The 12,399-nt window shown below is 69.9% G+C and carries 12 protein-coding genes; 7 read left to right on the forward strand and 5 right to left on the reverse strand.

Going from position 1 to position 12,399, the window contains the following annotated elements; all coding sequences use genetic code 11:
• Window positions 1-2 precede the first annotated feature (2 nt).
• Window positions 3-809, reverse strand: coding sequence for an SDR family NAD(P)-dependent oxidoreductase (locus G6N45_RS11230; protein WP_170312441.1), 807 nt, complete (start codon window positions 807-809; stop codon window positions 3-5).
• 24 nt (window positions 810-833) lie between these two features.
• On the opposite strand from G6N45_RS11230, the gene G6N45_RS11235 reads away from it, so the two are divergent.
• From G6N45_RS11235 to G6N45_RS11245, 3 genes are all read left to right on the forward strand, one after another.
• Window positions 834-2,081: a WS/DGAT domain-containing protein gene (locus G6N45_RS11235; RefSeq protein ID WP_163722314.1), complete on the forward strand. Its 1,248-nt coding sequence runs from the start codon at window positions 834-836 to the stop codon at window positions 2,079-2,081.
• A gap of 49 nt (window positions 2,082-2,130) precedes the next feature.
• Window positions 2,131-2,652 carry a DoxX family protein gene (locus G6N45_RS11240; RefSeq protein WP_163722316.1) on the forward strand — a complete coding sequence of 174 codons (522 nt, stop codon included), beginning with the start codon at window positions 2,131-2,133 and terminating at the stop codon, window positions 2,650-2,652.
• Window positions 2,653-2,755: 103 nt separating this feature from the next.
• Window positions 2,756-4,507: a DUF3556 domain-containing protein gene (locus tag G6N45_RS11245; protein ID WP_163722318.1), complete on the forward strand. Its 1,752-nt coding sequence runs from the start codon at window positions 2,756-2,758 to the stop codon at window positions 4,505-4,507.
• Here G6N45_RS11245 and G6N45_RS11250 read toward each other — a convergent pair whose 3' ends face one another.
• Window positions 4,508-5,299 (reverse strand): FadR/GntR family transcriptional regulator, encoded by a 792-nt coding sequence (locus G6N45_RS11250; RefSeq protein WP_163722321.1) that lies wholly within the window; start codon window positions 5,297-5,299, stop codon window positions 4,508-4,510.
• Window positions 5,300-5,416: 117 nt separating this feature from the next.
• Here G6N45_RS11250 and G6N45_RS11255 point away from each other — a divergent pair, with 117 nt between their 5' ends.
• The 4 genes from G6N45_RS11255 (at window position 5,417) to G6N45_RS11270 (ending at window position 9,928) form a co-directional block, all read left to right on the forward strand.
• Window positions 5,417-6,721 (forward strand): acetyl-CoA hydrolase/transferase family protein, encoded by a 1,305-nt coding sequence (locus tag G6N45_RS11255; protein WP_163722323.1) that lies wholly within the window; start codon window positions 5,417-5,419, stop codon window positions 6,719-6,721.
• Window positions 6,722-6,823: 102 nt separating this feature from the next.
• Complete coding sequence (locus G6N45_RS11260; protein ID WP_163722324.1) at window positions 6,824-7,981, forward strand: thiolase family protein; 1,158 nt, start codon at window positions 6,824-6,826, stop codon at window positions 7,979-7,981.
• A 47-nt stretch (window positions 7,982-8,028) separates the two neighbouring features.
• Window positions 8,029-8,775 carry a crotonase/enoyl-CoA hydratase family protein gene (locus G6N45_RS11265; RefSeq protein WP_246229066.1) on the forward strand — a complete coding sequence of 249 codons (747 nt, stop codon included), beginning with the start codon at window positions 8,029-8,031 and terminating at the stop codon, window positions 8,773-8,775.
• A 10-nt stretch (window positions 8,776-8,785) separates the two neighbouring features.
• Window positions 8,786-9,928, forward strand: coding sequence for an acyl-CoA dehydrogenase family protein (locus G6N45_RS11270; protein ID WP_163722328.1), 1,143 nt, complete (start codon window positions 8,786-8,788; stop codon window positions 9,926-9,928).
• A gap of 52 nt (window positions 9,929-9,980) precedes the next feature.
• Here G6N45_RS11270 and G6N45_RS11275 read toward each other — a convergent pair whose 3' ends face one another.
• The 3 genes from G6N45_RS11275 to G6N45_RS11285 all read right to left on the reverse strand — a co-directional run bounded on the left by G6N45_RS11275 (window position 9,981) and on the right by G6N45_RS11285 (window position 12,362).
• Window positions 9,981-10,715 carry a fasciclin domain-containing protein gene (locus tag G6N45_RS11275; protein ID WP_163722330.1) on the reverse strand — a complete coding sequence of 245 codons (735 nt, stop codon included), beginning with the start codon at window positions 10,713-10,715 and terminating at the stop codon, window positions 9,981-9,983.
• A 130-nt stretch (window positions 10,716-10,845) separates the two neighbouring features.
• Window positions 10,846-11,439 carry a TetR/AcrR family transcriptional regulator gene (locus G6N45_RS11280; RefSeq protein ID WP_163722332.1) on the reverse strand — a complete coding sequence of 198 codons (594 nt, stop codon included), beginning with the start codon at window positions 11,437-11,439 and terminating at the stop codon, window positions 10,846-10,848.
• Complete coding sequence (locus tag G6N45_RS11285) at window positions 11,436-12,362, reverse strand: SDR family NAD(P)-dependent oxidoreductase (RefSeq protein WP_163722334.1); 927 nt, start codon at window positions 12,360-12,362, stop codon at window positions 11,436-11,438. The genes G6N45_RS11280 and G6N45_RS11285 overlap by 4 nt, the downstream gene beginning before the upstream one ends.
• Window positions 12,363-12,399: the final 37 nt, after the last annotated feature.

The raw sequence follows: 12,399 nt of genomic DNA on the forward strand, positions 1-12,399 counted from the left end.
CGCTACGCCGACCGGCCCGGGTGGCTGCGGCCAAGCAGCGGCAGCAGCAGCCGGTGCGGGGCATAGCGGTACAGCAGCGCCGCCGCACGGTTCGGCGCGCCGGGCACGATGACCGAGCGTCCGCCGGCCAGGCCGTCGACCGCGACGCGGGCCACGGTATCGGCCTGCTCCCACAGGAAGGGCGGCAACATCTTCTCGGCCTCCTCGTCGGGAATGCCTGCCGCTGCGCCGAATCCGGTGCGGACCGGACCGGGGCACAACACCGCCGCGGTCACCCCGCTGCCGCGCAACTCCTCGCGCATCGCCTCGGTGTAGGACAGCACGAACGCCTTCGCCGCGCCGTAGGACGCCTGGAACGGCACCGGTCCGAACGCCCCGACCGACGCGACGTTGAGCACCGCTCCGCATCCGCGCGCCACCATGCCAGCAACCAGCCGTGTGCTCAGGTCCACGACGGCGGCGACGTCGACCTCGATCAGCCGCAGCTCGTCGGCCGGATCCACCCGCGCCACCGCCCCGAGGTTGGAGAGCCCGGCGTTGTTGACCAGGACGTCGACGGTCAGGCCGAGCGCGGCCACCCGGTCGGGGAGCGCGGCCCGCTGGGCGGGATCGGCGAGGTCGGCGGGCAGCACGTGGGCCTGCGTGCCCAGAGATGCGGCCAGCTCGGTGAGCTTCTCGGCGCGTCGCGCGACCAGGATGACGGGATAGCCGCGGCGGGCGAATTCGCGGGCGATCTGCTCGCCGATGCCCGACGAGGCGCCGGTGACGAGCACCGCCCCGGTCTTCGACACCGGGGGCAGCAGCGACATGCGGCACAGCCTAGCCTTGGCCGTATGACGGTGCGCCGACTCGCTCCGGTCGATGCGCAGACGCTGTGGATGTCGGCGGCGGTCCCGAACGATCAGTTCCTGCTCTACGGGTTCGGGGGTGCGATGGCTGATCCGGCCGGCGCGCTCGACGAGATCCGGCGGCGGGCCTGCGAGTGCGCCGATCTCTCTGTGCGAGTCCGCGACACCGGGGCGTGGCGGTACCCGGTGTGGGACCGGTGCGCCGTCGACGCTGCGCAGTTCGTCACCCACCCGGACGGCACGTGGGCCGGCTGCCTGGCCGCTGCCGCGCGGCTGGTCGCCAATCAGCTCGACCCGTGGACGCACCCCTGGCGGCTCCATGTCTTCCCCACCGTCGACGGTGTCCCCGGAGTTGGTGCGGGTTGCGTTGTGCTCCTTCAGATCTCGCACGCGCTCGCCGACGGCGGCCGGTCCTCGGCGCTGGCGGCCCGGCTGTTCGGCCGGCCCGGCGCGGTGCCCGCGGTGCCGGCGCCTGCCGCGCGCGGGTTCGTCCGCCGGTCGTTCGCCGCTGCGCAGGCGCACCGCCGACTGGTGCGTGACTCCGATGCGGGACTGGTTCCGCCGCAGGCCGATTCACGCCCCGCCCTGCGCAGTAACACGCAGTCTGCCGGCGCGCTCTCGCTGCGGACGCTGATCCGACGGCGCGACCAACTGCCCGGGACGACGACGGTGACCGTCGGCGTGCTGACCGCCGTCTCCGCGGCGCTGGCCGGGCACCTGCGTGATCTCGGCGACGACCCGGCGCTGCTGGGCGCGGAGGTGCCGATGGCCAAACCCGGTGTGCGGCGGGCGAACAACCACTACGGCAACGTCGGCGTCGGGTTGTACCCGCACCTGCCGAGCGACCGTCGTGTGCAGGCTATCGCCGCCGACCTGCTCGGGCGCCGGCGGCGCGCCTCGCATCCAGCGCTGGCGGCGGAGGCTTCGGCGTTCGCGGCGATCCCCGCGCCGCTGCTGCGCTGGGGCGTGGGCCAGTTCGACCCGGACCGGCGGTCGGACACCGTCGTCGGCAACACCGTCGTCTCCAGCGTGCACCGCGGTGCCGCCGACCTGTCGTTCGGTGGGGCACCCGTCGTGCTCACCGCCGGCTTCCCCTCGCTCTCGCCGATGATGGGCGTCACCCACGGCGTCCACGGCATCGGCGACACCGTCGCGGTCAGCGTGCACGCGGCGCAGTCGGCGATCGGCGACGTCGACGCCTACCTCGACCGGCTGGACCACGCGTTGGGCTGAAGGTCCCCGGCGGGCGCGACGACGTGACAGATGTTCTAGATTTTGTTGCATGACTGCCTACGACGTCGGAGTGCTCATCCTGCGGGTCGTCCTCGGCCTGACGATGGCCGCGCACGGCTACAACAAGTTCTTCGGCAAGGGTGGACTGGCCGGGACCGCCGGCTGGTTCGACAGCATGGGCATGAAGCCGGGCATGTTCCACGCCCGCATCGCGGCCACCACCGAGATGGCCGCGGGGCTAGGCCTGGCCGTCGGGCTGCTCACGCCGATCCCTGCCGCCGGCTTCGTCGCGTTGATGCTCGTCGCGGCCTGGACCGTCCACAAGCCGAACGGATTCTTCATCGTCAAGGAGGGCTGGGAGTACAACCTCGTGCTGGCGGCCTCGGCGGTCGGCATCGCGACCATCGGGGCGGGCAAGATCAGCCTCGACTACGCGCTGTTCTCCGGCACCGGGCTCTACGACCTGCTGCACGGGTGGTGGGGCCTGCTGATCTCGGTGGTGCTTGGGATGGCCGGCGGCATCGGCCAGCTGGTGATCTTCTACCGCCCACCAGCCAAGACGGGGGCCTGATCTCCGCGAGCAGACGTGAACTCGGGCGGATCGGGCCGATTCCTCACGATTTTGTGTCTGTTCGCGCCGAGGGTAACTGGAACACGTTCTAGTCTTATCGGCCATGGGGTTTCTCAAGCAGGACGCACCGGTCGTCGACTACGCCGAATGGAGCACGGGAACTCGCGCGGAGCGGATCGTCCCGATGGCCCGGCACTGGGCCGAGGTGGGCTTCGGCACACCGGTGGTGATGCACCTGTTCTACGTCGTCAAGATCCTGCTGTACGTGCTGTTCGCATGGCTGGTGGTGCTGACGACCCGGGGCATTGACGGCTTCACCGACGTGGCGGCCTGGTACCACGAGCCGATCGTGTACCAGAAGGTCGTCCTCTACACGATGCTGTTCGAGATCGTCGGCCTGGGCTGCGGCTTCGGCCCGCTGAACAACCGGTTCTTCCCGCCGATGGGTTCGGTCCTGTACTGGTTGCGCCCCAAGACCATTCGGCTGCCCCCGTGGCCGAACCGGATCCCGCTGACCAAGGGCGATTCGCGCACGCCGGTCGACGTGGCGCTCTACGGCGCGCTGCTGGTGATGCTGGTGGTCGCTCTGTTCTCTGATGGCACCGGGCCGATCCCCGAGCTCGGCTCGGACGTGGGGGTGCTGCCGGTCTGGCAGACCGCGACGATCCTCGGTCTGCTCGCGCTGGCCGGCCTGCGCGACAAGGTGCTGTTCCTGGCGGCGCGCGGCGAGGTCTACGGCGCCTTGGCCGTGTGCTTCCTGTTCACCGGCGCCGACATCGTCATCGCCGCCAAGCTGGTGTGTCTGACCATCTGGATGGGCGCGGCGACGTCCAAACTCAACAAGCACTTCCCGTTCGTCATCTCGACGATGATGAGCAACAACCCGGTCATCCGGCCGCGGGCCATCAAGCGCAGGTTCTTCGAGCACTTCCCCGACGACCTGCGGCCAGGACGGGCGTCGCGGTGGCTGGCGCACGTGTCCACCGCCATCGAGATGCTCGTGCCGCTGGTGCTGTTCTTCTCCCACGGCGGCTGGGCGACCGCGATCGCGGCGTTCGTGATGCTGTGCTTCCACTTCGGGATCCTGTCCGCGATCCCGATGGGGGTGCCGCTGGAGTGGAACGTCTTCATGATGTTCAGCGTGCTGGCGCTGTTCGTCGGCAACGCCGGCATCGGCCTCGGGGATCTCCAGAGCCCGTGGCCGCTGGTGCTCTTCGCGATTTCCGCCGGCACGGTCGCGATCGGAAACCTGTTCCCGCGCAAGGTCTCCTTCCTGCCGGGGATGCGTTACTACGCCGGCAACTGGGACACCTCGCTGTGGTGCATCAAGCCCTCGGCCGACGCGAAGATCGCCGCGGGCATCGTCGCGATCGCGAGCATGCCCGCCGCCCAGATGGAGAAGTTCTACGGCAGCCGCGAGACCGCGGAGATGTACCAGTACATGGGGTACGCGTTCCGGTCGTTCAACACCCACGGCCGCGCCATGTTCACGCTCGCGCACCGGCTGATGGCCGGCCACGACGAGGCCGACTACGTCCTCACCGACGGCGAACGCATCTGCAGCACCGCGATCGGATGGAACTTCGGCGACGGCCACATGCACAACGAGCAGTTGATCGCGGCGCTGCAGAAGCGCTGCCGGTTCGAGCCGGGGGAGGTGCGGGTGCTGCTGCTCGACGCGCAACCGATCCACAGACAGCGCCAGGAGTACCGCTTGGTCGACGCGGCGACCGGGGAGTTCGAGCGCGGCTACATCATGGTCGCCGACATGGTCACCCGGCAGCCGTGGGACGACACCGTCCCGGTGCACGTGACGTGGCAGCGCCACGACCACCATGACGTCGACGCGTCCTAGTCACCCCATCACGTCGCGCACGGGCACATTCTCCAGCCCCGTGAGCAACAGTTCGCGCGACACGTCGAGGTGTTTGCGCCAGTGCGCCTCGGCGCCCGCGGCGTCGCCGGCCCGCAGGAACGCCATCAGCTTGCGGTAGGAGCGCATCAGCTTGTCGTAGTCGGCCTTGGACACCGGCCGGCGCTCGTTGAACACGAACGCGGTGTGCCGCACCGTGATCTCGTGCAGCATGCCGGCGACGATGCCCAGCGTCGCGTTGCCCGACAGCTGCACCACCCGCAGATGGAATGCCCCGGTGTTCTCGGCCAGCCGCTCGGACTGCCAGCCGTCGGCGACCAGTCCCTCGAGCAGCGCGTCGAGTTCCTCGAACGCCTCGGCGGAGCCGGACTCGGCGAGCAGGCGGGCCGCCAGCGGCTCGATGCCGGCCTTCGCCGTGAGCAGGTCGGCGATCGTGGCGCCGGACAACTCGAGCAGCAGTCCCGCGGGTCGGGCGACCACCTCGGGGCCGGGCACGCGCACGCGGGCGCCCGTCCTGGAGCCGCGGCGGACCTCGACGAGCCGCTCGGACTCCAGCACCCGCACCGCCTCGCGCAGCGTGGGCCGGCTGACCCCGAAATGCGCCATCAGCTCGGCTTCGTTGGGCAGGAAGTCGCCGTCGGTGAGCTGGCCCTCGACGACCATCCGGCGCAGCGTGCCGGCGACCAGCTCCGCGGTCTTCGGTGAGCGCACGGCGGATCCAGCACCGGTCGAGTCCGGGCCGATCATCGGCGCCAGCCGGGTACTCCGCGTCACGACAACTCCTGAGAAGGCCACCGAACGTCACGGTGAGCTGTGCAACTCAGTAAACCATGTCGGCGCGCTGCGGTCTTTCGTGCCGGCATCGCGACACCGCATGGCAGGGTAGCGGCCATGCCGGAGGAACTGACCGCCGAGGAGGCCGCCGCGCGGCTGCATCCCGCCGACACGCTCGGCATTCCGCTCGGCCCGGGACAGCCGCCGGCGTTCCTGCGCGCCCTCGGCGAGCGCACCGACTGGACGGCGCTGTGCGTCTACGGTGCGCTGCTGGCCGTCGGGACGGAACTGTTCAGCCGCCCCGGCGTGCGCTACCTGTCGGGGTTCTTCGGACCGCTCGAGCGGGCGCTGCGCGACGCAGGCGCCGGCGTCGACTTCATGCCCGCCGACTTCCGCCGCTTCGCACCGCTGCTGGAACGCCAGTCGCCGCGCGTGATGACCACCGTGGCCACGCCGCCCGACACCGACGGATGGTGCTCGCTGTCCCTGCACGCCGGGGGCACGGTGGCCGAATTGCGCCGTGCCGGTGCCGATCCCGACCGGATGCTCGTCGTCGAGGTGTCCGATGCCTATCCGCGCACCGCCGGGCTGGGCGAGCGGTACCGGCATGCGCTGCACGTCGACGAGATCGACGTGCTGGTCGCGTCGACGGACGCGCCCCTCGCGCTGCCCTCGCCGCCGCCGACCGACACCGACACCGCGATCGCGCGGCACGCCGTGGCGTTCATCGGCTCCGGCGCCACCCTGCAGACCGGCATCGGATCGATCCCCAGTCAGATCGCCGCGCTGCTGGCCGACGGCGACCACGGTGACTTCGGCCTGCACAGTGAGATGTTCACCGACGGCTGCATGCGACTGCACCGGGCGGGCAAGGTGACCAATGCGCGCAAGGGCCAGTTCGACGGGGTGAGCGTGACGACGTTCGCCTTCGGTTCGGCCGACCTCTACGCGTGGCTCGACGACAACGACGACGTCGCCTTCCTGCCCGTCGACGTCGTGAACGCCCCTGAGGTCATCGCGGCCAACGCGAACATGGTGTCCATCAACGGTGCGCTCGCGGTCGACGTGCACGGCCAGGTGGTCGCCGACACGATCGCCGGGGACCAGTTCAGCGGCATCGGCGGTGCGGAGGACTTCGTGGCCGGCGTCGGCCTCGAGCTGTCGGACCGGTCGCTGATCTGCCTGCCGTCCACCTTCGACGACGGCGGCGTGCCGCGGTCGCGCATCGTGCCGGGCTTCGACGCCGGGGCGGTGATCACCACGCCGCGTCACCACGTCGACGTGATCGTCACCGAGTACGGCGCGGCCGAGCTCGAGGGGCTGACGGTGCGGGAGCGCGGGGAGGCGCTCGCCGCGATCGCCCACCCGCTGTTCCGGGACGCACTCGCCGATGCGGCCGACCGGGCCGCGCGGGGCCGCTGACCACCCCTCTGACGTGGTCATGACGCCTACCAACCAGTAGGTTGACCTAGTAAACCTTGTTCGTTTACGTTCGAGGCACCATCTCAATGAAGGAGTATCTCCATGCCTGAAGCCGTCATCGTCGAAGCCGTACGGTCACCGGTCGGCAAGCGCAACGGTGGGCTGTCGGGAGTGCACCCGGCCGAGTTGTCCGCCCAGGTGCTCAACGGACTCGTGGAGCGTGCCGGCGTCGATCCCGCACTGGTCGACGACGTCATCTGGGGTTGTGTCATGCAGGCCGGCGAGCAGGCGCTCGACATCGCCCGCACCGCACTGCTGACCGCCGGGTGGCCGGAGTCGGTGCCCGGGGTGACCGTGGACCGCCAGTGCGGATCGAGCCAGCAGTCGGTGCACTTCGCCGCCGCCGGTGTGGTCGCCGGGCACTACGACGTCGTCGTCGCCGGTGGCGTCGAGTCGATGTCGCGGACCCCGATGGGCTCGTCGCTCGCCGGCGGGGGCAACCCGTACCCGGCCGGCTTCAAGGACCGCTACCAGAAGACACCCAATCAGGGCATCGGCGCGGAGATGATCGCCGAGCAGTGGGGCTTCGACCGCACCGCCATCGACCAGTTCTCGCTCGACTCGCACGAGAAGGCCGCCGCCGCACAGGATTCGGGCGCGTTCGACGATCAGATCGTGGCGATCAAGAGAGTCGATGAGCACGGCGAAACAAGCACAGTGCTCAAGGACGAGGGCATCCGCCGCGGCACCACGCTGGAGAAGATGGCCCAGCTCAGGCCCGCGTTCCGCGAGGACGGCGTGATCCACGCCGGCAACAGCTCGCAGATCTCCGACGGGTCGGCCGCGCTGCTGTTCATGTCGGCCGAGAAGGCCAAGGAGTTGGGGCTCAAGCCGCTGGCCAAGGTGCACACCGCCGTGCTGGCCGGCGCAGACCCGGTGATCATGCTGACCGCACCGATCCCCGCGACGCAGAAGGCGCTCAAGCGCTCAGGCCTGTCGATCGACCAGATCGGCGCGTTCGAGGTCAACGAGGCGTTCGCCCCGGTGCCGATGGCGTGGCTGAAGGACATCGGCGCCGACGAGAAGCGCCTCAACCCCAACGGCGGCGCGATCGCGCTGGGTCACCCCCTCGGCGGCTCCGGCGCCCGGATCATGACCACGCTGCTGTACCACATGCGCGACAACGGAATTCAGTACGGCTTGCAGACCATGTGCGAGGGCGGCGGCCAGGCCAACGCCACCATCCTGGAACTGCTGTGACCGCAGTCGAGGCGCCCGGCGCCGTCGTCGAGCGCCGCGGGAACGTCATGGTGGTGACGATCAACCGGCCCGACGCGCGCAACGCGATCAACGCCGCCGTGTCGATCGGGCTGGGCGACGCCCTCGAGGAGGCGCAGAACGATCCCGACGTGTGGGTCGTGGTGGTCACCGGCTCAGGGGACAAATCCTTCTGCGCCGGAGCGGATCTCAAGGCGCTCTCGCGCGGTGAGAACATCGGCCACCCCGATCACCCCAAGTGGGGGTTCGCCGGTTACGTCCGCCACTTCATCGACAAACCGACCATCGCGGCGGTCAACGGCACCGCACTGGGCGGCGGCACCGAACTGGCCCTGGCCAGTGACCTCGTCGTCGCCGCGGAAAGCGCGAAATTCGGTCTGCCCGAGGTGAAACGGGGCCTGATCGCCGGCGCCGGCGGGGTGTTCCGGATCGTCGAGCAGATTCCACGCAAGGTCGCGATGCACATGATGCTGACCGGCGAGCCGATCAGTGCCGCCGACGCGCAGCGCTGGGGCCTGGTCAACGAGGTCGTCCCCGACGGCACCGTGCTGGACGCCGCGCTCGCGCTGGCCGAGCGCATCGCCGTCAACGCACCGCTGGCCGTGCAGGCCAGCAAGCGGGTCGCCCGCGGTGCCGACGACGGCGTCGTCACCGACGAGGAGCCCGACTGGAAGCGCACCATGCGCGAGGCCGTCGCGGTGTTCGGCAGCGAAGACGCCAAGGAAGGGCCACTGGCGTTCGCGCAGAAGCGTCAGCCGGTCTGGAAAGCCAAGTGAGGGAGAAACCATGAAGCGCACCATCTACGACGCCGAGCACGAGGCGTTCCGCGACACCGTCCGCGGATACATCGAGAGCGAACTCGTGCCGAACGCCGAGAAGTGGGAGGCCGACCGCCTGGTCGACCGCTCGGCCTACGTCGCGGCCGGAAAGCACGGGCTGATCGGGTTCAACATGCCCGAGCAGTACGGCGGCGGCGGCACCGACGACTTCCGCTTCAACGCGATCGTCGACGAGGAGATCGCCAAGGCCGGCGTGCCCGCACCCGCGCTGAGCCTGCACAACGACGTCGTCGGCCCGTACTTCAAGGACCTGACCACCGACGAGCAGAAGGAACGCTGGCTGCCCGGCATCACCAGCGGCGAGACGATCATCGCGGTCGCGATGACCGAGCCCGGCGCCGGCAGCGACCTGGCGGGCATCCGCACCTCCGCGGTGCGCGACGGGGACGACTGGATCCTCAACGGCTCCAAGACGTTCATCTCGTCGGGCATCAACAGCGACCTCGTCGTGGTCGTCGCGCGCACCGACCCCGAGGCCGGCCACAAGGGCTTCACGCTGCTGGTGGTCGAGCGGGACATGCCCGGCTTCAGCCGCGGCCGCAAGCTCGAGAAGATGGGGCTGCACGCGCAGGACACCTCCGAACTGCACTTCGAGAACGTGCGCGTGCCGAACGCCAACGTGCTGGGCAAGGAGGGGCGCGGCTTCTACCACCTGATGCAGAACCTGCCCAGCGAGCGGCTCTCGATCGCCATCACCGCCATCGCGGGGGCGCGCGAAACCTGGCGTCAGACACTGCAATACGCCAAGGACCGCAAGGCCTTCGGGCAGCCGATCGGCAGCTTCCAGCACAACCGGTTCCTGCTCGCGGAGATGGACACCGAGCTCGAGGTCACCGAGAACTACATCGACCGGTGCCTGCAGGGCGTCGTCGACGGCGAGCTGACCGCGGTCGAGGCGGCCAAGGCGAAGTGGTGGGCCACCGAGGTGGCCAAGAAGGTCGTCGACCAGTGCGTGCAGTTGCACGGCGGCTACGGCTACATGCTCGAGTACCGCGTCGCCCGCGACTACATCGACGGCCGCATCCAGACCATCTACGGCGGCACGACCGAGATCATGAAAGAGATCATCGGCCGCGACCTGGGCCTTTAACTCGCGATTTCGGCGTGGTTGTCGTCGCTGGGCGACGACAACCACGCCGAAATCAGCCGATGGGGGCTTCGGCGGCCGGCGCGGCCGAGCTCTCCGCGGGCAGCGGTGCCGGCTCCGTGGTTGCGGTGGTGCTGGTCGCGGTGGCGCTGGTCGACTTCGGCGTCACCGGCGCAGGCGCCTCGGCCGGATTCAGCACGTGATCGACGAGGTAGATCCGCGCGTTCTGCGCCTGGATGCCACCGCAGAGCACCTTGGTGGTCTCGTTGATCTTGATGTCGCCGCCGGAGCCGGTCACCTCGATCTCGGTGCCCTCCTGGGTGGGGCGCTGACCCTTCACGTCGTCGGGGCCGAGCAGCCCGAGGAACACGTGGTAGTACACCAGGCTGGTCAGCGCGGCCGGGTCGGTGCGCAGCACCTCCTGCTGCTCGGGCGGCAGCTCGGCGAACGCCTCGTTGGTCGGGGCGAACACCACGAAGGGCCCGTTGTCGAGCACCGGGGCGATGTTGACGGCGGGATTCAGCTGGCCCGACACAGCGGCGTTGAACGAGCTGATGTCCGGGATGCCGGCCAGCACCTGGCTGACGGGGACATTGGCCAGGCTCTTCCAGTTCGGCACCGACTCCTTGAACGGACCGCACTGCGGGCCCTGCGGGTCGGGGATCTCGGCCACCGGGGTGGTCGTGGGCGTGGCCGGCTCGGCGTAGGCGTTGACGGCCAGCGGAACCGACAGGGCGATCGCGGCGGCGCTCGCAGCGATGCCGATGGCGTGGCTGGTGCGGGTCTTCACGTTCTGCTCCTCATGCTTGTCAGGTCGCCTGGCATGCTATGCGCACGAATTGGTCACGACCAAGTCGAGAATGTGTCGCGAGGCGGGGGCCAACCGTTACAGAAGCGGCTCTGAGCAGGGCTTTCGTCGCTCAGTGTTCGTCGGGCAACACCGCGGCCACGACACCGGCCAACTCGTCGGCGGTCTGGGTGAACGTCGCCGCGCCCGAACTGGCCTGCACCATCGCCCCGACGAGGCCGAACTCCAGCGTCTCGGCCAATTCCGGCCATGCCCCCGACCCCAGCACGGTGCGCACCCGGCGCTGCAGTTCGGCGTGGATGCGGCGCCGGATGGCCCGCACCGACGGCTCGGTGGAGATCAGTGCGCTCGAGCAGGCGGCCGCGAAACCGGGTTCGTCGGCGAGCAGCATCACCAACTGCCCGAACAGCGCCACCACCCGCGTCCGGGCCGGCAGCTCCACGTCCACCGACAGCGGCGCGTCGCGCAGCACACCCAGATACAGCTCGGCGACGATCGCGTCGGGGGACCGGAAGTAAGCGCACACGTCGCTGTGCGGGACACCCGCCCGCTCCGCGACCCGCCGGGTGGTGAGGTCGGTGAACGGCCGCTCGCGCAGCATCTCGGCCGTCGCGTCCAGCACGCGGCGCACCACCTCGTGGTCGTCGCGGTCGTGCTCGCCGTAGGACCGCAGATAGACGACGTTCTCGGACGCGTCCGGGGTCACATCGTCGGGCGTAATGTCGTCGCGCTCGGGGTGCAGAGGCGTTCGGAGAGGTCCCACAGCGTCAGCGCGCGGGCCTCGTCGACCGCATACGGCGCGGCCTCACGGACCGCGCAGTCGGACAGATACACGCCGCCGAGATCGGCCACCTCGTCGCTCACCGCGGCCCACACCTGGGTCGCGGCGCCGTGGTCGGGCGTGGTGAAGGCGAGATTGCTGCGGCCGCGCTGCGCCAGCGCGGCGAAGTCGTCCTCGTCCATGTACCGGGCCAGCGACGTCGCCACGACGCCGGGGTGCACCGCGTAGGAGCGCACGCCGCTGTCACGCAGCCTGCGGTCCAGCTCGACGGCGTGCAGCACGTTGGCGGTCTTCGAGGCGCCGTAGGCGGCGAACTTGTCGTAGTCCCGCCGCTCCCAGTTCGGGTCGTCGAGGTCGACGTCGCTGAGCCGGTGACCCTCCGAGGACAGCACCACCACCCGCGCCCCGTCGGCGGCGACCAGCGCGGGAAACATCAGCCGGGTCAGCTCGAAGTGGCCCAAATGGTTTGTGCCGAACTGGATCTCGAATCCCTCGGTGGTGCGCTCGAAGGGTGTGAACATCACGCCGGCGTTGTTCATCAGCACATGAACCGCGGGGGTCAGCTCGCTGATCTCGGCGGCGGCCGCAGCGACGGACTCCAGCGAGGTGAGGTCGAGGTGCACGCTGGAGAGCACCGCGGCGGGCACCTGCTCGCGCACCCACGCCTCGGTGTCGGCGAGCGCGGCGGTGTTGCGGGCCGCCAGGATGACCCGCGCTCCGGTACTCGCGAGCGCGCGGGCCGATTCGCGGCCGAGCCCGGATGAGGCGCCGGTGATGACGATGGTCTTTCCGGTCAGGTCGACGCCCTCGACGATGTCGAGAGCGGTAGGGGTTGACGTCGCTGTCACGACGTGAGGATCGCACGCGCCGCCGGGGTCCGTACGG

This window comes from Mycolicibacterium psychrotolerans (genome assembly GCF_010729305.1).
Lineage (GTDB): Bacteria > Actinomycetota > Actinomycetes > Mycobacteriales > Mycobacteriaceae > Mycobacterium > Mycobacterium psychrotolerans.

Excerpts from the sequence above, each read along its gene's own strand:
- G6N45_RS11230 (WP_170312441.1), bottom strand. The coding sequence starts at position 809 with ATGTCGCTGCTGCCCCCGGTGTCGAAGACCGGGGCGGTGCTCGTCACC.
- G6N45_RS11235 (WP_163722314.1), top strand. The coding sequence starts at position 834 with ATGACGGTGCGCCGACTCGCTCCGGTCGATGCGCAGACGCTGTGGATG.
- G6N45_RS11240 (WP_163722316.1), top strand. The coding sequence starts at position 2,131 with ATGACTGCCTACGACGTCGGAGTGCTCATCCTGCGGGTCGTCCTCGGC.
- G6N45_RS11245 (WP_163722318.1), top strand. The coding sequence starts at position 2,756 with ATGGGGTTTCTCAAGCAGGACGCACCGGTCGTCGACTACGCCGAATGG.
- G6N45_RS11255 (WP_163722323.1), top strand. The coding sequence starts at position 5,417 with ATGCCGGAGGAACTGACCGCCGAGGAGGCCGCCGCGCGGCTGCATCCC.
- G6N45_RS11260 (WP_163722324.1), top strand. The coding sequence starts at position 6,824 with ATGCCTGAAGCCGTCATCGTCGAAGCCGTACGGTCACCGGTCGGCAAG.
- G6N45_RS11265 (WP_246229066.1), top strand. The coding sequence starts at position 8,029 with ATGGTGGTGACGATCAACCGGCCCGACGCGCGCAACGCGATCAACGCC.
- G6N45_RS11270 (WP_163722328.1), top strand. The coding sequence starts at position 8,786 with ATGAAGCGCACCATCTACGACGCCGAGCACGAGGCGTTCCGCGACACC.